Source organism: Qipengyuania sp. JB2-7 (genome assembly GCF_055693485.1).
Window position 1 is genome coordinate 2,256,915 of the sequence record NZ_CM146335.1, and the last position, 18,656, is coordinate 2,275,570.

Genomic DNA, 18,656 nt, shown 5'->3' on the forward strand with positions numbered 1-18,656 from the left:
GCATTGGAAAACCGGGCAAGAAAAAGGGCCACCAGTACGCAGCTGGCGGCCCCCTTCATCTAATCATACGAGGAGATTAGAACTTGGTACGTGCCGTCAGGCCGTAAGTGCGTGGCTCTTGCGCAAAGGCAGAGCGAGAACCGCCGCGAAGCACAGTATTAAACGTCACACCGCGCGTTACCTCATTGGTCAGGTTGGTAGCCCATGCTTCAATAGTCCACAGATCGTCCTGAGATCCGATGCCGGCACGGACGTTCACCTTTGTATTGCCGTCCTGAACATCGAATGGAACCAGCACCATCGATGCAAGGTCAGCCGGGTTGACCGCCTGCGTTGATGTACGACGATCGCTTTCAGTACGAACCTGAGCCGATAGGAACCCGGTCAGATAGTCGCCCAGATCCTTCTCGTAGTTCGCACCGGCAATGGCCACGATTTGCGGCGCATTGGTCAGCGAATTACCGCACAGCGCCAGCACGTTTGGCGATTGCAGATCACCCGCGCAATCGCCCGGGTAACGTGCATCGGTGTATGTGAAGCCCAGATTGAATGTCAGCTCATCGCTCGGACGAATGAGCGATTCAATCTCGACACCGGTACTCTTGGCGCTCGCCACGTTGAACGTGGTGAACTGTGCTCCAGTGAATTCGAGAACCTGAAAGTTGCTGAACTCCTCGTGGAACACGGCCAGGTTGAATGTCACTGCATCATCCAGGAACTGCGCTTTGAGGCCGAGTTCATAAGCATCAACTTCCTCTGACAGGAAGGTCGGATCAGCACCGCCTGAATTCGCCGTGATGTCGAGGTTGATACCACCGGACTTATAGCCGTGCGTGAAGCTGGCATAGGCAGTGATCGGCGCATCAAACTCATAGGCGAGCTTAGCAGTGTAGATCAGCTCATTATCCGAGAATGGCACCTCGAATGGACGCGGCAGCGGAAATGCAATTGCATCCGTTCCGATGGCCGGTGCGGTAAACGCAAAGCACCCGGTGCCGAGCACGTTTCCGACCAGACCCGGCCCAACGGTTGCGGCAATCGTCGCCGTCCCGCCAAGCAGAGTGAGGCAGGTTGGGTTGTTGCTCGCCGTCTGCGTGAAACCACCGGTCTTGCTCTCATCCGAGTACCGCAGACCAAGCGTGAAGCTCAAAGAATCCGTGATGTCGAAGGTATTGTGCGTAAAGATCGACCAGCTTTCGCTGCTCTGCGCATACACATTGGTCGCGGTCGTACCTGCCGGGCTGACCCCGTTGCCAGGTGTAGCAGGATCATTGATCAAGTCGGTCAACAATGTGAGTGGCGCGGGGCCAAGTAGCCCGCCAAACAAGCCGCCGATCAGCAGATCGTAATCGGCACCAAGCGCAAAATCGATCGATGCATCGATGTCCTCGTCAGAGTAGTAGCCACCGACGAGCCAGCTAAGGCGCCCGTCCAGGGCCTCACCTTGCAAACGCAGCTCAGCGGTCAAAGTCTGAATGTCCGTATCAAGACGATCAACATCGAACACATCGAGGCCTGAGAAGTCCGAATCGTAATTCTCAGACGAGCTGAAGTCGCGGTAGGAACCGATAAAAATCAGATCGGCATTGTCGCTGATCGGGAATTCAATCTCGCCAGTGACACCCCATTGCTCAACACTTGCGAGCGGAACGCGGTTTGCCGTGGCGATCCTGTTGGACAGCGCAGTCTCAGCTGTTTGCTGATCAAACTCATTTGTCGCCACTACCGGCGCAGCCATACCGCCGCGTGCTCCGCCGCCGAGTGCGGCCAAAGTACCTTCGAGACCGCTATCTGCAAGCAGTTCTACAGCCGCGCAGCATTGGTTTTCACTTTCCGTGTAGTCACCGATCAAGCGGACGCTCAGGCCGCCTTCACTCTCATAACCGAGCTGACCGCGGACGAGAAACTGATCGATGGAGTTGGATTCGCCAATCTTGGTGCCGCTTGCATCAACCACATCAACATAGCCATCGCGATTGCGATAAGCCCCGGTCAGACGCAGCGCCAACGTGTCTTCGACCAATGGTGCGTTGATCGCACCCTGAACATTGACGAGGTTGAAATTGCCATACGTGGCATTTGCAAATCCGCTGAATTCATTGAGGTCCGGCGAACGGGTTGTGATGTTCAACGCACCAGCCGACGTGTTACGGCCAAACAGCGTGCCTTGCGGGCCGCGCAGGACCTCAACACGCTCAATGTCGACAAACTCGCTAAGCGCGACACCAGGCCGCGACTGATATGCGCCATCAATAAAGATGCCGACAGCGCTCTCAAACCCAATGTTGTTGGAAGTCGTGCCAACACCGCGAATCCGCAGAACGACAGACCCCGATGCGATTTGCGCATTCGATGTCGAAAAGCTGGGCGAAACCTGTGTTATTTCAGCGACGTTATCAACGCCCTGCTTATCAAGCTGTTCAGGCGTAACAGCGGTAACCGCAATTGGGATGTCCTGTACATTTTCCGCGCGCCGCGTCGCTGTAACGATAATAACGCCATCATCGGCGTCGGGCGTGGCTTCGTCCTGTGGATTGCTATCTTGCGCAAAAGCGACGGTTGAATTTGCCAATGCGAATGCAAGGGTACTGGTACCCAAAAGCAGTTTCTTCATATGTCCTCTCTCTCCAAAAGAGTGGACCGCAAACTTTTTGTTTGTCGTGTCTCACTCTCTCCAGATCAAAATATGGCACGCAGTTCGCGAAAACCGCAATACTTACAGAGCCACAGTCCCCAGCGCGAAATATTATGTTGCCAAATTGGCACAGTTTGAAATCATGCAATCTTGCGGGCTGGACCTGAGTTTAACGTTCAGAAGCACGTGTTGGACAGGGCTGGATTGTCGCCCTTGGCGTCGCCTCCGCTGCGCTTCGAATCCGCCCAAGACTCTGCTCGCTTACGCGATCAGATACACCAGTTTGTCAGAGATTATTGCAAGTGGTGGACAGGATAGGATTCGAACCTATGTACGCTCACGCGGGCAGATTTACAGTCTGCTGCCTTTAACCACTCGGCCACCTGTCCACTTTGCCTTGCTGCATAGTGCATTGAGAATAGCCAATAAGGCCAGCTCTTTTGCCGAGACGCGCCCCTTTGGCGAAGCCACGCTTGCCTGTCAATGGCCGTGCTGGCAGGAGGGCCAGCGAGTGATGCGAGATAAGGGAATTCATGGCTAAATCAGAGCGCAAGAAACCGCTTCGCGGGCGCGCGGGGCGCATGAAGGGTGGCCGGGGCAGCGGACGTGCCGGCTCTGGAAATGTGCGGCTATGGGGCCGGCACGCGGTTGAGGCGGCGCTAAAAAACCCCACCCGCCAACATCGTAAGCTGTGGGCGACCCGCGATGGTATCGAAACGCTCGATGGTGAGTTGCCACCCGATTTCCCGGTCGAATATGCCGACGTGACCGATCTTGCCCGCCTCGTTGCCAAAGATGCCCCTCATCAGGGTCTGGTGCTCGAATGCGCTCAGTTGGAAGACGTTTTTCTGGGTGACATACTTGATAGCGATGCGAACCGACCAATTCTGGTGCTCGATCAAGTCACCGACCCGCACAATGTGGGCGCAATCCTGCGCTCTGCGGCGGCCTTCGATGCCGCAGCAATTGTAACACAAGACCGGCATTCCCCACCAGAAGGCGGCGTTTTGGGCAAGTCTGCATCCGGAGCACTCGAAGTTGTGCCATGGGTTCGGGTCGTCAATCTCGCGCGCGCCTTGGAAGAAATTGCCGAAGCCGGATATTGGCGGATCGGATTGGCCGGACACGCGGACGCCGATTTGGCCGACGCGCTACCAGCCGGGCCAGTGGCGCTGATTCTGGGGGCAGAAGGCCCCGGCATGCGCCACAACATTGAAACACATTGTGATGCTCTCGCCAAACTGCCGATAAGCGACGCAATCGAAAGTCTAAACGTATCCAATGCTGGGGCGATCGCTTTATACGCGGTTGCCACGCGCCAATCGTAAACAGGAAACATCATGTCAAACACCATGCCAAAGTGGCTGTTAACTTATCTCGCGCCGTTTCTTTTGACCGGATGCCTGTTGTCTCCGGGCAAGTTCACCAGCGAGCTACAGCTTCTCGACGACAATCAGTTTGCCTTTTCCTATGTTGGCGAAATCCAGATGCTGGCTCTTACAGACCTGGCCCAGGCAGAGGCGATGAAGGGCAGCAAGCCACCGGAACCCTCCTGCTATGATGAAAAGACTTACGAAGACCGTGAATGCACGGAAGAGGAAGTAGCTGAGCAGAAGAAGGAGTGGGAAGACATTCAGGCTGCCTCGGCTCAGCGAAAGCAGCGCGAAATCGAACAGATGAAAGCGGTGCTCGGGGGCATTGATCCGTCAGACCCAGAGGCGGTCGCGGACTTTGCGGAAAAACTGCAACGCCAGCGCCACTGGGACAAGGTGGAATATAAAGGCAACGGGCTGTTCGATGTCGAATTCAATGTATCGGGCACACTTACAACCGACTTTGTTTTTCCGGTTATTGAACGGCTTCATCTGCCCGGCCCCTTCGTCACGGCGATCTTGCGAGACGGCAATCAGGTAAGAGTTGAAGCGCCCGGTCTGGCGGGCGCTCAGGATGGTTCCGATCCGGCAACGGCCATGCTAACCGGAGGCATGGGAATGTCGGCACTGATGCTGGCCGGTGCGGCTGAAAAGGGCGAAGAGCTCGACCTTACCGCGCCAGAGGGCACATTCCGGATTGTCACCAATGGACGCATCCTGGCCAATAACACGGATGAGGGCCCCACGAAGGAGGGGCGCCGCGAAGTTCTCACTTGGGAAATTTCGCCTCGGAACAAGGTGGCACCCACTGCCCTGATCGGGTTTGAATAGAAACGCGTCGGCAGGCAGATGCGCTGACAAATGAAAAGCCGCGCCAAGCTCAGTGCTTAGCGCGGCTTTTTCATTGCACGCCCGTGTCAGGCGGCATGAAGAGGCCAATTAGTTTACGGCGTCTTTCAGACCTTTACCGGCCTTGAACTTCGGCTGGTTCGATGCCTTGATCGTCATCGGCTCGCCAGTACGCGGGTTACGGCCAGTGGATGCCTTGCGGCGTGCCACAGAGAAGGTTCCAAAACCAACTAATCGTACATCATCACCTTTCGACAAAGCTGTGGTGATCGAGTCGAATACACCCTCGACTGCGCTAGACGCATCACCTTTGGAAAGGCCGCTGGCGTCAGCGACGGCATTGATCAGTTCATTCTTATTCATATTTCGGGAACCCCCATCGGTCGGTTTTTTTATTAACCATCCCAAGCCTCCAAGGATGGCCTCCGTTAAAGCGCGCAGAATGGCGAAAAAGGGCCATGTCTGTCAAAGGCAAATCCGCGCAGAAACGCCCAATTTGGCGCAAAATCTGCTCCATCGCGGGAAATCATTGTAAATTATCAGCCAATTCATCGAGAACGTAGCGGAAACGGTGCCTTAGCGGGCAAACACACGAAAGCAAGCTAAGGTCGATTCGCTGCGGTGCAGCAACGCGCGATCAGAACCGCGCGCTACGATCAGTGTGCAGTCGTTGATGATGGTGTTGGCCCGCCGAGATTTCCCGGCTGGCTAGCCAGATCGTCGGCCTCGCTCCACTCAATCGGCTCAAGCTCCGCCGTGAGCGCCTGTTCGAGCACCGCATCAACATGAGCGACAGGAATGATCTCCAGCCCCTCTTTGACGTTGGCTGGAATCTCGGCGAGATCTTTCACATTCTCTTCCGGGATCAGAACCGTCTTGATGCCGCCGCGCAATGCCGCAAGCAGCTTCTCTTTCAAACCGCCAATCGCCAGCACCCGGTACGCGCAAGGTTACCTCGCCAGTCATCGCCACATCAGGTCGCACTGGCACTCCGCTCAGCGTCGACACGATCGATGTCACCATGCCGACACCCGCACTTGGGCCATCTTTCGGCACCGCGCCTTCGGGCAAGTGGATGTGAATATTCTTGCGCTGGAAGATGCTCGGTTTGATGCCATATTCGGGCGCGCGCGCTTTCACGAAACTAAAGGCTGCGGCGACAGACTCTGTCATCACTTCGCCAAGCTTACCCGTCGTTTTGATTTCACCCTTGCCCGGGGTGGTCACGCTTTCGATAGTGAGCAGCTCGCCGCCCACCTCGGTCCAGGCGAGGCCAGTCACGGCACCGATCTGTGCGTCATCTTCGCTCATACCGTGCTTAAATTTGCGCACACCAGCAAAGTCAGAGAGGTTGTCGGGCGTGATCGTCACGCTTTCAGTCTCGCCTTCCAGAATTTTGCGCAGGCTTTTCCGAGCCAGTCTCGCCAACTCACGCTCCAGAGTCCGCACACCGGCCTCCCGCGTGTAGTACCGGATCAGGTCACGCAGGCCCTCTTCGGTTAGCTCAAATTCTTCGGGCTTAAGCCCGTGATCCTTCACCTGCTTGGGCAGCAAGTGACGCGTCGCAATCTCGACCTTTTCATCCTCGGTATACCCCTCAAGCCGAATGATCTCCATCCGGTCCAGCAGTGGTTGAGGCAGGTTCAGACTGTTCGCGGTCGTCACGAACATGATGTCGGACAGATCCAGATCGAGTTCGAGATAGTGATCCTGAAACTTGCTGTTCTGTTCGGGATCCAAGACCTCAAGCAACGCAGATGCCGGATCGCCGCGGAAATCCTGACCGAGCTTGTCGATCTCATCGAGCAGGAAGAGCGGGTTGGACTTGCCAGCCTTTTTCAGATTGGTGACGATCTTGCCGGGAAGTGAGCCAATATACGTCCGCCTATGGCCGCGAATCTCCGCTTCGTCGCGCACGCCGCCAAGCGACTGCCGTACAAACTGCCGGCCGGTAGCCTTCGCAATCGATTTGCCGAGCGAGGTCTTACCCACACCCGGAGGGCCGACGAGGCACAGGATCGGGCCCTTCAGCTTGTTCGTGCGCGCCTGCACAGCGAGATATTCAATGATGCGATCCTTGACCTTCTCAAGGCCATAGTGATCCGCATCAAGGATCTCCTGAGCTTTGGTAATGTCTTTCTTGACCTTGCTCTTTTTGCCCCATGGCAGGCCGAGCAACACGTCCAGATAATTGCGAATGACGGTCGCCTCAGCGCTCATCGGCTGCATGGCCTTGAGCTTTTTCAGCTCGCTTTCTGCCTTCGCCTTCGCCTCTTTAGACAGCTTGGTCTTGCCGATCTTCTCGGTCAGCTCGGCAATCTCGTTAACGCCATCCTCATCGCCATCGCCCAGCTCGTTCTGGATCGCTTTGAGCTGCTCGTTGAGGTAATATTCGCGCTGCGTTTTTTCCATCTGGCGCTTCACGCGGTCGCGGATTTTCCGCTCTACCTGAAGGACAGAGAGCTCGCCCTCCATGAAAGACATGACCATTTCGAGGCGCTTCAGCGGATCAGCTTCGGCCAGCAATGTCTGCTTGTCAGAAACCTTAGCGCCAATCGCGGCGGCAATCGTATCAGCCAATTCGCCAGCATCATCGATTTCGCCAAGTTCCTCGGCAGCTTCATCGCCCAGCTTCTTGTTGAGTTTCGCATAGTCGCCGAACTGTTCGACAACCTGCCGCATCATGGCGGACACTTCGCTGCCCGATGCCGTCACCGGCTCAGAAAAAGTAACGTCTGCGATGACGTGATCAGCTTCGTCTCTCAAGCCGGTTAGCATCGCCCTCGCCGTGCCCTCGACCAGCACGCGCACGGTGCCATCCGGCAGTTTGAGCATTTGCAGTACCTGCGCAACGACGCCCATATCATAAAGGTCATCGCGCACCGGATCATCGCAGCCTGGATCAAGCTGCGACAGCAGGAAGATATCCTTATCGCCCTGCATTGATGCTTCCAGCGCGGCGACCGACTTGTCCCGCCCGACAAACAGCGGAACGACCATGCCGGGAAACACGACGATGTCGCGCAGAGGGAGAAGTGGGAAAGAGGTGCTCATACTATCAAAAATCCATATCTGCGCGCTTCTTTATGAGATTGCGACTTCATCGCGCGCCTGTGTTGTGCCAAGATATGGGAAGCCCATCGCCAAGCTGCAATGGGAGTCTCGAACCGGCTGTGGACTAGCCATGGATCGCATGATCCTCGGGGCGGTTTATCCCATGCCCGGCAGATTGAAGCCAGGTGGCAAGCCCATGCCGCTCTGCATTTCCTGCATTTGCTCGCTTGAAACCCGGTCCGCCTTGTCGCGCGTGTCGTTAAAGGCTGCAGTCACCAGATCCTCAACCATATGCTTTTCTTCCGGTTTCATCAGGCTCTCATCAATGGTCACGCCCAGAATGCGCCCTTTGGCAGTTGCCTTGACCTTGACAAGGCCGCCGCCAGCCTGACCCTCAACCTCGATAGAATCGAGCTTGGTCTGCATATCGTTCATCTGGTTCTGGATGGTCTCGGCGGCCTGCTGCGCCGCCTGCATCATTTCTTCCATGGATTTCATGTTTCTATCTCCAGTATTTTAGGCCGACCTACGCTTTGGAGGATGGAGGTCCGCAACTTCCTTCGCATCTAAGATCTCGGCATCGGGGAACGCTGTCAAAGCAGCTTTCACCATTGGGTGTTCGCGCATGGCCGCCTCTGCATCAGCGCGTGCAGCGTCATCGTGTTCCGCAAGAGATTGAATAGCGCCGCCTTCGCTTTCGGGCGCTTCTTCCAATACCCACCGCTCACCCGTCGCGGCCAACAAGGCATCACGCATCAACGCGGCGACATCGTCGCGATACTTAGCGGCGCGGGTATAGCGCAATTTGCCCGGTTCAATCGCAATCGGGCGGACCTGCAATTTCATGATGCTTGCGGCCAGATGATTTCCGCCCTGCTCAACGCGCTCCACCAATTCGGGCCAGCCGATAGCAGCAACAGACTGCACGGTCGGCGTGCCGCCGCCGCCCTCCGCAGCGCCCGCGGATGGAGCGGGCGCTTGTGATGTCAGTTGCTCAAGCTTCTTCACCAAACCGCCGGGGTCGGGCAGGTCATGCGCATGCATAACCCTCAGCAACGCCATCCGCGCGGATACCAGCGGATCGGGTGCCAGTCGCACTTCCTCATGCCCCTTCAGCAGCAATTGCCAGAGGCGATGGAGTTGCGGCGGCGACAAACGCTTGGCCCAATCGGTCAGCTGCTCGCGTTCCTCTGCGCTGGGCGCATCGGCCTCTTGCTGTCCAACCTGCGCGACTGTGATACGGTGCACCAGATCCATCAGCGCCCGCATCACCGCGAGCGGTTCGACACCCAGCGCATATTGATCATCTAGGCCCGCCAAGAGCGCCTTCGCATCACCCTCCAGCAAGTGCCCCAGCAAGGCCCGCTGTGCGCCTTTATCAGCCAGGCCGAGCATATCGCGGACGCGCGCGGCGGCGACTCTACCCTCTCCGTCCAGATCCGCGTGCGCAATCGCCTGATCCAGGATCGACAGACCATCACGGACCGAACCCTCAGCGGCGTTCGCGATGATATGCAGTGCCTCGTCCTCGGCCTCAACGCCCTCAAGCCCGCAAATCTTGCCAAAGTGATCGCGCAGCAATTCCGCCGGTATCCGCCGCAAGTCGAAACGCTGCGTCCGGCTGAGCACGGTCACGGGCAGCTTCTCAACCTCAGTTGTAGCGAACAGGAATTTCACATGCGCGGGCGGCTCTTCCAGCGTCTTGAGCAACGCGTTGAACGCATTGCGCGACAGCATGTGCACTTCGTCGATGATGTATATTTTATAGCGCGCGCTCACGTGCCGCATAACGCACCGCCTCAATAATCTCCCGCACATCATCAACGCCGGTATGGCTCGCGGCGTCCATCTCGATCACATCGATATGGCGACCCTCAGCGATCGCAGTACACGGTTCACATCGTCCGCACGGATCAATCGTCGGCCCGCCCTGTCCATCGGGACCGATGCAATTGAGTGCCTTTGCAATCAGGCGCGCGGTCGAGGTTTTACCGACCCCGCGAACGCCGGTCATCAAAAAGGCATGCGCCAGCCGGTCCCGCTCAATCGCATTGGCAAGCGTACGCACCATTGGCTCCTGCCCGATCAACTCGGCAAAAGTCTGCGGGCGATATTTGCGCGCAAGAACGCGGTAAGGCTGGCTCTCCGCGCTGCCCTGTGATGCCTGCTCGTTCACTACTGGCGTTTCTGGAGCTGGCGTTTCTGTTTCTGGAGTTGTTTCGGAACTGCCCTGGACTTGCTCTGGCTCAGCTTGGTCAAGCGCATCCGTATCTGGTTCTCTCTGCTCGCTCGGCGCTGGTGCAGGCTCAGGATCGCCAAACATGGAGTTCTGGCCAGCCGCCTCCAATTCAGCCGCCGTTGGCTGCTCTTCCGCGACATCGGCGTCACCACCCCCGTCTTCCCAAGGCAGTGCATCAGCGTTTTGCGAACCCGTGTTTTCCGGTGAATCACCCATGCAGCGATTGGTACGCGCTGGCGGCGCATTTGTCATGAGGTGAGCGAGAGAAATCGGGGCGACTAAAGAGTTAGCCGGTATTGCTCCGGGTGGCCGTCCTCAAATAGCGAAGCGAAAGGACACGAGAACGCGCGGAGGGAGCGGGTGGCTAGGTAATACAAAATAGGGATAAAAAGGAGCCGAGCGACCCGTCGCAATTCACCTGGGCTGCTTCCTTCCGGACCTGACCCGGTGAGCGAACGCAAACGTCCACCCGACTCCCGCGACGCCATATGGAGAGCAGAACAATGATTGGCAAGATGCGATCCCTACCCTACGCTCTCGAAATCGAAATATCTGAAAGGTGCGATTTTGAAACCACACACGCCGCTGGCCGTCCTCGCTGCTCTTTCACTGAGCGGCACTGCAATCGCACCGACTCGCGGCTCAAGACACACCTGATAGCGGACCGGACTTCGGCGCGAACACCAGCGAATGGCGCGGTGACGGTGAATGCGATGATGCACGTTTTGTTGGTGAGGGAATGTCGGCAAGCCTGATCACTGATAATATCGGACGCGATGCGACGGATTGTCGCGCGGCCTATGATCAGGGCAGCATCACCCTAAACCCATTTTTCGACGAACCTGCCGACCCAGCCTCGATAGATTACGGCGATAACACGTCGGAATTCGCACATGACGGATCTTGCGATGATATACGCTTTACCGGGTCATATGCGGTAGAGATGGTCTATCTGGTCGAGGATATCGGCCACGATGCGGCGGATTGTGAAGCGGCAGTTTCTTCTGGGAATGCCCGCTGGCAAGGCGCGGTCGCCAACCCCAATCCAGGGGTGACCGTCACAAACCCGCTCCCTGATAATGGGAACGGAACGATTTAAATCGTTTGGTTGCTTACGACGCGGGGTCAACCCGAATGCCATCCGGGTGACTGCCCTCATTCAGCGAAGCGTAGGACATAAGAACGCGTGTAGGGAGTGGGTGGCTAGGTCACCAAAAAACAAAAAAAGTTACCTGAAATTATCAGCGTAGGCCTGTAGTTTCAGCGATTTACGGGGTGTCGCATGAACTCGCGCCGAGATGCCGTGTTTTTCCGCGTAGGCCTTGGCGGCATCTTTGTTCTGAAATGTGAGCGAAACCTGCGCTTGCGTATCACCGCTGCCCGCCCAACCCATCAGCGGGTCCGGCTTGCGAGCCTCCGACTGCTCGAACTCAAGCACCCATTCATCGGTGCGGGCTTTGCCCGATTGCATGGCGCTTTGTGGTTTTTGAAAAATGCGTGCTGACATAACATTTGCGCCCTAATTCACTCATCTGATTTTGAAAAGGCGTTCTTCGTCCTCAGGCTCGGCTTTTCCGTCCATGGCTCGTCAGGCCAGCGATGTTTGGGATAGCGGCCCTTCATATCCTTGCGCACATCGGCCCAGCTGCCACGCCAAAATCCATGCAGGTCGCGGGTCGATTGGATGGGGCGGCCCGCTGGACTGGTGAGTTTCAGGAGCAAGGGGGTTACGCCGATCATAGGCTGAATATCAAGGCCAAACAACGCCTGCACGCGCACCTCAACGCTGGGTGCGTCATCACCCACATAATCAATCGCATGTCGCGTATCAGCAGGTGATGTGAAATGACGGGGCGCGGCCTTTTCCAAACGCTGCTGCGAGTCCCAATCCAGCGTGGTCAGCGCCGCCTCTGCATAGCGGGCAGGAGGCAACCCCAAGTCGCGGCGCCCATGCAGAAGCGGCAATAACCATTGGCCCGCGCCTTCGCGCAAAGCATCCTCAGACAACGCCTCAATGCCCGCAAAACGGGCTCGGGCCAGAAACCCAGCTGGGAGTAGCGTCCCCAGCCTATCCTTCGCCTTATCGACAAGTATATCCACAACCCGGTCAGGATCAGGACTAGGGTCCGGTCCAGTTTTCAGCAGGATCGCGCCGAGCCGCCGTTCCTAGCGCGCCTCCACCCGGCTCTCGCTCTCATTCCAGCGCAGCACAGATTTTGCGTTGATGCGATTGCTGAGATGCGTTTCCACGTCTTCACTGGTTACCTCAGCAGCCGCGGTAATCCGCGCGCCCTTCGCCTGCCCCTGAGCATCAGCAATGATCAGCCATTCGGCACGAGAAAGCGACGACGTCGGATCAAGAAAGAATCCTCGCCCTCCAGCAGTTACCCAATTTTCTCCAGACGCATCGCGCCGCTTGGCGATCATATCGGGACGAGCGAAGGCAAGGAAAAGCGCAGGGTTCACAATCTCTTCATCAGCGCCCGAAACGAGCTTCTCCGCCTTGCTCGCCCAGCCTTTTGCCAGCTTGCGTGATGCGTTGGCCCGCTTGCCGTTGTCCGCATCCCAACTCGACAAACGCCGCAACAAATCTTCCCCGCGCCCACCAAGGCCGCGCTCCTGCATCAACAGCACCAGTTTCGCCGCCGCGTTCGCCTGCGAAAGTTTGGCGCCGAACAGGATCGCTGCGGCTGACACCGGATCCATTGGCAGTGACGCAATTTGCGCGCCCCACGGCGTGATTGCAGCGGCATCGTCAAGCGCGCCAGGCGCCTTCAAACGATCTTGTGCGCTTGCCAGCGCGCCAGGTGGCGGCGCATCGAGCCATTGCAGACTGGCCGGATCCGCTGCGCCCCATTGCGCCAGCCGCAACAGCATCGGCGCAAGATCGGCAGTTTCCATTTCCGGCGGAGCGAATTCGGGCATGCCACCATGGCCCGCCTCCTCCCAAATACGATAGGCTACGCCGGGGCCCTGACGCGCGGCTCGCCCTGCCCTTTGTGAAGCAGAGGCCTGACTCGCCCGATGCGTGACGAGCCGCGTGGTGCCAGCAAGCCCATCAAACTCTGCGCTGCGCGCAAGGCCGCTATCAACCACCACCGAAACCCCATCCAAGGTCAGCGAAGTTTCCGCAATCGAAGTGGCGAGTATGATGCGACGGCGCCCCTGAGCGTCCTTACGAATAGCAGTGCGTTGATCAGCAGGCTGAACCTGACCGTGCAGAGGCAGGATCGGGACATCTCTAAGGCGCTCTGCGAGCCGTTCTCTAGTCCTCTCAATCTCGCGCACACCGGGCAGGAAGGCGAGAAGATCACCAGTCTCTTCCCCGCGCCAAGCTGTTAATATCGCACGCTCCATCGCCTCTTCGACGCGCAGGTCGGGTGAACTGCCAAGCCATTCGATCCGAAGCGGGTAAGCGCGCCCCTCGCTCTCAATCACAGGTGTAGCGTCACCCATCAGCCCGGCGAAACGCGCGCCGTCAATCGTCGCCGACATTACCACCAAGCGCAGATCTTCTCGAACTATCGCTTGGCTTTCCAGCGTCAGCGCCAAACCCAAATCGGTATCGAGATGCCGTTCATGCGCCTCATCCAGCAGAACTGCAGAAACGCCATCAAGCTCCGGATCATCAACCAGCCGGTTGACGAAAATCGCCTCCGTCATGACCAGAATGCGGGTTCTGGCCGACTGCTTACTGTCCATCCGCGTGAGATAACCCACCGTCTCGCCCGGTGTCTCGCCGAGCATTTTGGCCATACGCTCCGCCGCTGCGCGCGCGGCCACCCGCCTTGGCGAAGTAAGAATGACCAGCCCGTCGCACCATGGTTCGTCAATCAGTGCGGGCGCAACAGCGGTGGTCTTACCAGCACCCGGTGGCGCAACGAGAACCACGCCGTTGCGATCATGCAACGCAGCGAGCACGTCTGGTAAAACGGTATGGATTGGCAGCGTTGTACTCAAGGCATGCCTCGCCAAATTTGGCGCAGTCTAAAACTCTCGCGCAACGGCAAACCGAGCCGCTTCGCCCATGGCAGAACGCGCAGTGCTGTCCGGAAAAATCGAGATCGCATCGATCGCGCGCTGCGCAAAATGTCGGGCACGGCTGCGCGTGTCGGCAACAGCATTGTATTTGTCGATCAGCGCAATCGCCTCCGCCAAATCATCATCGCTGGTACGATGGCCAGAGATCGCGGCTTCCCAGAACTTGCGTTCTTCATCGGTCCCGCGTGCATACGCGAGAATAACGGGCAGTGTCATCTTGCCCTCACGAAAATCATCGCCGCGTGTCTTGCCCATTGCCTCTGCATCAGAGGCATAATCCATCGCATCGTCAACCAGTTGGAACGCCACACCCAGATTGCGGCCATATTCGTCAAGGGCGCGCTCCTGACTGTCATCACACTCCGCAACAACCGCTGCAATCCGGCTGGCGGCTGCGAACAGGGCCGCTGTCTTCGCACGGATAATCTGCAGATACCGTTCTTCGCTCGTTTCGATTTTGCGCTGCGCGGTGAGCTGATCAACCTCGCCCTCTGCAATAATCGCACTCGCGCCGGAGAGGATTTTGAGAACTTTTAGGCTGCCATCCTCTGTCATCAGTTCGAAGCTGCGGCTGAACAGAAAGTCACCAACAAGAACCGTTGCCGGATTTCCGAAGATGATGTTGGCCGCCGCTTTCCCGCGCCGCAGATCGCTGCCATCGACCACATCATCATGCAGCAAGGTTGCCGTGTGAATGAATTCCACCGCTGCCGCTAGCTTGTGATGCCGCGTCCCCTGATAACCCACCAGCTCAGCCCCGGCGAGCGTCAACATCGGGCGCAAACGCTTTCCGCCGCCAGAAATCAAATGCCCTGCAAGCGCCGGGATCAGCGGGATTTCACTCTGCATCCGGTCAAGGATCACGGCGTTGACTGCATTCATGCCCTGAGCCGTCAAGGCCATCATCGGGTCCAGTGAGGGCGGCTCTGCGCCCCGCCGAGAGAGAGGAATTATTTCAGCGCTCATTGCAAAAGCAGCCAATGCGCTGCGACGGGCCGGTTGGCAAGCGATGAATTACTGCTAGCGTGATCGATTATGGCAATAGAAACAAACTCGACAGCGAATGGGGACATGACCGAAACCGGAGGCGCAGATCCCGTGCTCGCGGGATATCGCAAGAGCATTGATAATATCGATGCTGCGCTGATCCACATGCTGGCCGAACGGTTTCGCATCACGCAGGCTGTTGGCGAATATAAGGCAAAGGTGACGCTGCCGCCCGCCGATCCCAATCGCGAGAAAATCCAGATTGAGCGCCTGCGCAAACTCGCGATTGAAAGCGACCTCGACCCGGAATTCAGCGAGAAATTCATCCGTTTTGTGATCGAAGAGGTCATCCGACATCACGAAAAGGCACGCCTTGGATAATCGGCGATCGGTCGGCGCGCCTGGCGAATGGCCAAGTAATAATTGTTGCTAAATAGCCGCAATCGTGTCGTTTTTGCGGTGAATTATTGCGTGAATGCCTATTGAGGGGTTGAGCCGTGTGAACTGGCGCTCTATTGGCTATGGTGCGAGTTTTTAAAGGGGAAATTACCATGAAACTTGGCAAACTGGCTCTGGCTGCTTCGGCAATCAGTCTTGCTGTTGCACCAATCGCTGGTCAGGCAATCGCTTCTGAGCGTGTTGCTGCTCCGGTTGAAGGTGAAAGCGAAGCGGGTGGTTCATCCATCCTGATCGTGCTGGCAATCGCGGCTCTGGGCATCGGCATCTTCGCCGCTGACTCTGACCCGGTTAGCACCTGAGCAAACAGCTTAGCTAATCAAACATGAGACGGGGTCGGGTTTCCGGCCCCGTTTTTGTTTGTGGCATTACTTAGATCGGTCAGGTCGCGAGTTGATCGGAACGCGGCAGACGCAACACGACCATCAGGCCGCCCAAATCTTCGCTTTCGTCCAGCTCAACTGAGCCGCCATAAATCTCCACCACATCGCGCACGATTGCGAGCCCCAAACCAGTGCCCGGTTTGCCCGTGTCGAGGCGCGCACCGCGGTCAAAGATGTCCTCACGATTGGCCTCCGGAATGCCCAGTCCGTCGTCTTCAATCCAGATGGCGCATTGCTCTTCGTCGGGCTCCGCATCGATCGTGACGAACACGCTGCCACCGCCATATTTGGCCGCGTTCTCGATCAGATTGCCGAGGATTTCGTCGAGGTCTTGCCGCTCGATAGCGACATTGGAGTCCCGTCGACCGTCAATGTCAAACCGCGTGTCGGAATAGAGGCGCTCAACCGCGCGCCGCACAGCCTCTGCACTCTGGACCACGCTCGTCCGTGCATGGCCAATTGCGCGCCGACCCACGGCCCTTGCCCGCGCGAGGTGGTGGTCGACATGGCGCTGCATCGTGCGCGCTTCACGAATGGCGGTGTCCGCCAGATCGGGCGCTCGCGCCGTCGCCGCGTTGGTCAGCACTGTCAGCGGTGTTTTGAGTGCATGGGCGAGATTGCCTGCATGCATCCGCGCCTCTTCGGCTTGCTGTTCCGTGTGCGCAAGCAGGCCGTTGATCTCTTCGACCAGCGGCTCGACCTCCAACGGCAATGGCTCCGTAATTCGGTTGGCACCAGTTGATCGCAGCGATTGGATGGCCGCACGCACGCGCCGCAACGGCCCAAGGCCGAACCAGTTTTGCAACGCCACCAGCACCATCAAACCGATCCCCAAAGCGGCAAAGCTCCAGATCAGGATCGAACGAATGCGCGTGATTTGAAAGTCGAGCTCTTCCCGGCTTGCCGCGACTGTAAACCACCACTTGGTCTCGCTACCTGGCAAATAGACAGCGCGTTCGGCAACGCGCAGCGGCTCGTTGGCGAACTGACCGGAATCGCGGAAGTGTATGGCGTCATCCTGATAGCCGGTCTCAACCTCCAGTGTGCGATCCCACAGGCTTCGCGAGGGATAATCCTCAAATCCATCCCCGCTGATTTGCCAGTAAAGGCCGGAGTTTGGCTCGAGAAAACGCTGATCACCGAGAGGACGATTGAAGTACACCTCGCCGCCAAAGTCGATCTCGGCAGACGAAATCATCGCAGTGAGCATGTACTCAAGCTGCTCATCAGCGTTGCGTTCGACCAGATTGACGAGAGTGCGGTCCAGAGCAAAACCGCCAGCAAGGAACAGGATCAGGATCCAGCCAGCAGCAATCGCCATCATCCGACTGGCGATACTGCGCTTGGCAGGCGGCTTTGACACCGGACCCGCCGGGTCGCCGTCGGCAGCAGCGTCTACGGAGCTATGACCATCGCCAGAACGCGCCGTACTGGCGGCATTGTCGCCGCCAGCTAGAACCTCATCATGAGGCTCGCGGTGCGTCTTCGGGGTCGTCGAGGCTGTAACCGAGTCCACGGATTGTCGTTATCACTTCTGCGCCCAACTTTTTGCGGATACGCGTCACAAAGACTTCGATCGTATTGGAATCGCGATCAAAGTCCTGATCATAAATATGTTCGATCAACTCAGTGCGGCTGACCACCTTGCCCTTGTGATGCATCAGATAGCTGAGCAGCTTGTATTCCTGCGCAGTCAGCTTCACCGGTTCACCGCTCAGCGTGACGCGGCCAGAACGGGTGTCGAGCCGGACATTGCCAGCGGTCAGCTCACTTGAGGTGTTGCCTGATGCGCGGCGGATGAGCGCCCTCAAACGCGCAATAAGCTCTTCAGTCTGGAATGGTTTGGCTAAGGTAATCGTCCGCGCCCGCATCAAGCCCGGCAACCTTGTCAGACCAGCTATCGCGCGCTGTCAGAACCAGTACGGGGAAGTCGCGCCCTTCTTTGCGCCACATACCCAACACGGTCAGACCATCGATTTCCGGCAAGCCCAGATCAAGAATGACTGCGTCATAATCCTCGGTACTTCCGAGAAAATGGCCGTCTTCACCATCGGTCGACAGGTCCACAGCATAGCCATTTTGCTCTAGCGTAGACTTGAGCTGCTGGCCGAGTGTCGGTTCATCCTCGACGATCAGAATTCTCATTGCGGTATTCCCCTTAGTGGCTCATCCGCGCGGATTCTATCCGCAGGCCAAACCATATGTTGTTCATGTACATGAACAGGTCAACCTGAACGGAAAATTGTCAGCGGAAGAATTTTGGAAACTATCGGCTACGACGCAGAACCCGGCCGGTACGCGCGTCGACATCGACAAACATAACCTTACCATCGCGAATGAACTTGAGGCGATAGGCCTTGGCCGTGGAATCGTAGGCAGGGCCGAGATATTCTGCGTCACCCATGGTCGGCAAAACACGGCGTTCAATCGTTCGGAGAGAGAGCACATTGCCCGCCCGCATCTCTTTACGCGCATCGCTCTGATCATCACGAGACTGCGCGTGCACGGCGGGCGTCACCAGCATCGGTGACACTAACGCGGCGCAGATCGCGCTGATCAGTAAGGGGCGCTTTGTGCTCATAATGTTGCTGTACTGGCTCAAAAGCGTTGAACAAGGTCTGAATGTCTACGTTGTCATC

General features: G+C 57.5%; 12 protein-coding genes, 1 tRNA gene, 1 other RNA gene and 4 pseudogenes. 5 read left to right on the forward strand and 13 right to left on the reverse strand.

Annotated features, from left to right (window positions below; all coding sequences use genetic code 11):
- Window positions 1-76: 76 nt before the first annotated feature.
- Both ACZ1GM_RS11305 and ACZ1GM_RS11310 read right to left on the reverse strand, forming a co-directional pair.
- Complete coding sequence (locus ACZ1GM_RS11305) at window positions 77-2,614, reverse strand: TonB-dependent receptor (RefSeq protein ID WP_472676547.1); 2,538 nt, start codon at window positions 2,612-2,614, stop codon at window positions 77-79.
- 324 nt (window positions 2,615-2,938) lie between these two features.
- A tRNA-Tyr gene (locus ACZ1GM_RS11310) sits at window positions 2,939-3,024 on the reverse strand.
- Between the two features lie 144 nt (window positions 3,025-3,168).
- Here ACZ1GM_RS11310 and ACZ1GM_RS11315 point away from each other — a divergent pair.
- Both ACZ1GM_RS11315 and ACZ1GM_RS11320 read left to right on the forward strand, forming a co-directional pair.
- Entirely contained in the window at window positions 3,169-3,963 is a 795-nt protein-coding gene (locus tag ACZ1GM_RS11315; protein ID WP_472676548.1) for a TrmH family RNA methyltransferase, read from the forward strand.
- Window positions 3,964-3,975: 12 nt separating this feature from the next.
- The gene (locus ACZ1GM_RS11320) at window positions 3,976-4,839 is read left to right on the forward strand and encodes a hypothetical protein (RefSeq protein WP_472676549.1); all 864 of its coding nucleotides are present in this window, start codon (window positions 3,976-3,978) and stop codon (window positions 4,837-4,839) included.
- 108 nt (window positions 4,840-4,947) lie between these two features.
- Here ACZ1GM_RS11320 and ACZ1GM_RS11325 read toward each other — a convergent pair whose 3' ends face one another.
- The 5 genes and pseudogenes from ACZ1GM_RS11325 to ffs all read right to left on the reverse strand — a co-directional run bounded on the left by ACZ1GM_RS11325 (window position 4,948) and on the right by ffs (window position 10,630).
- On the reverse strand, window positions 4,948-5,220 hold the full coding sequence (locus ACZ1GM_RS11325) for an HU family DNA-binding protein (RefSeq protein WP_472676550.1): 273 nt from the start codon (window positions 5,218-5,220) through the stop codon (window positions 4,948-4,950).
- 293 nt (window positions 5,221-5,513) lie between these two features.
- Window positions 5,514-7,911: pseudogene (gene lon, locus ACZ1GM_RS11330) on the reverse strand (endopeptidase La).
- A gap of 156 nt (window positions 7,912-8,067) precedes the next feature.
- The gene (locus ACZ1GM_RS11335) at window positions 8,068-8,409 is read right to left on the reverse strand and encodes a YbaB/EbfC family nucleoid-associated protein (protein ID WP_472676551.1); all 342 of its coding nucleotides are present in this window, start codon (window positions 8,407-8,409) and stop codon (window positions 8,068-8,070) included.
- A gap of 18 nt (window positions 8,410-8,427) precedes the next feature.
- A pseudogene (locus tag ACZ1GM_RS11340) lies at window positions 8,428-10,366 on the reverse strand (DNA polymerase III subunit gamma/tau).
- 169 nt (window positions 10,367-10,535) lie between these two features.
- Window positions 10,536-10,630: signal recognition particle sRNA small type (gene ffs / locus ACZ1GM_RS11345), an RNA gene on the reverse strand.
- A gap of 259 nt (window positions 10,631-10,889) precedes the next feature.
- Between ffs and ACZ1GM_RS11350 the strand changes: the two genes are divergently transcribed.
- On the forward strand, window positions 10,890-11,249 hold the full coding sequence (locus ACZ1GM_RS11350) for a hypothetical protein (protein ID WP_472676552.1): 360 nt from the start codon (window positions 10,890-10,892) through the stop codon (window positions 11,247-11,249).
- A 129-nt stretch (window positions 11,250-11,378) separates the two neighbouring features.
- Here ACZ1GM_RS11350 and ACZ1GM_RS11355 read toward each other — a convergent pair whose 3' ends face one another.
- From ACZ1GM_RS11355 to ACZ1GM_RS11365, 3 genes and pseudogenes are all read right to left on the reverse strand, one after another.
- Window positions 11,379-11,657 carry an ETC complex I subunit gene (locus ACZ1GM_RS11355; RefSeq protein WP_472676553.1) on the reverse strand — a complete coding sequence of 93 codons (279 nt, stop codon included), beginning with the start codon at window positions 11,655-11,657 and terminating at the stop codon, window positions 11,379-11,381.
- Between the two features lie 17 nt (window positions 11,658-11,674).
- Window positions 11,675-14,110 (reverse strand): annotated as a pseudogene (hrpB, locus tag ACZ1GM_RS11360) (ATP-dependent helicase HrpB).
- Between the two features lie 27 nt (window positions 14,111-14,137).
- Complete coding sequence (locus ACZ1GM_RS11365; protein WP_472676554.1) at window positions 14,138-15,157, reverse strand: polyprenyl synthetase family protein; 1,020 nt, start codon at window positions 15,155-15,157, stop codon at window positions 14,138-14,140.
- Window positions 15,158-15,262: 105 nt separating this feature from the next.
- Here ACZ1GM_RS11365 and ACZ1GM_RS11370 point away from each other — a divergent pair, with 105 nt between their 5' ends.
- Together ACZ1GM_RS11370 and ACZ1GM_RS11375 are read left to right on the forward strand one after the other, a co-directional pair.
- Complete coding sequence (locus tag ACZ1GM_RS11370; RefSeq protein ID WP_472676555.1) at window positions 15,263-15,559, forward strand: chorismate mutase; 297 nt, start codon at window positions 15,263-15,265, stop codon at window positions 15,557-15,559.
- Window positions 15,560-15,729: 170 nt separating this feature from the next.
- A complete protein-coding gene (locus ACZ1GM_RS11375) occupies window positions 15,730-15,936 on the forward strand; it encodes a hypothetical protein (RefSeq protein ID WP_472676556.1) in 207 nt (68 codons plus the stop codon).
- A 79-nt stretch (window positions 15,937-16,015) separates the two neighbouring features.
- Here ACZ1GM_RS11375 and ACZ1GM_RS11380 read toward each other — a convergent pair whose 3' ends face one another.
- From ACZ1GM_RS11380 to ACZ1GM_RS11390, 3 genes and pseudogenes are all read right to left on the reverse strand, one after another.
- Window positions 16,016-17,341 (reverse strand): sensor histidine kinase, encoded by a 1,326-nt coding sequence (locus ACZ1GM_RS11380; protein WP_472678557.1) that lies wholly within the window; start codon window positions 17,339-17,341, stop codon window positions 16,016-16,018.
- A gap of 139 nt (window positions 17,342-17,480) precedes the next feature.
- A pseudogene (locus tag ACZ1GM_RS11385) lies at window positions 17,481-18,162 on the reverse strand (response regulator transcription factor).
- Window positions 18,163-18,283: 121 nt separating this feature from the next.
- Entirely contained in the window at window positions 18,284-18,598 is a 315-nt protein-coding gene (locus tag ACZ1GM_RS11390) for a PepSY domain-containing protein (protein WP_472676557.1), read from the reverse strand.
- Window positions 18,599-18,656 lie beyond the last annotated feature (58 nt).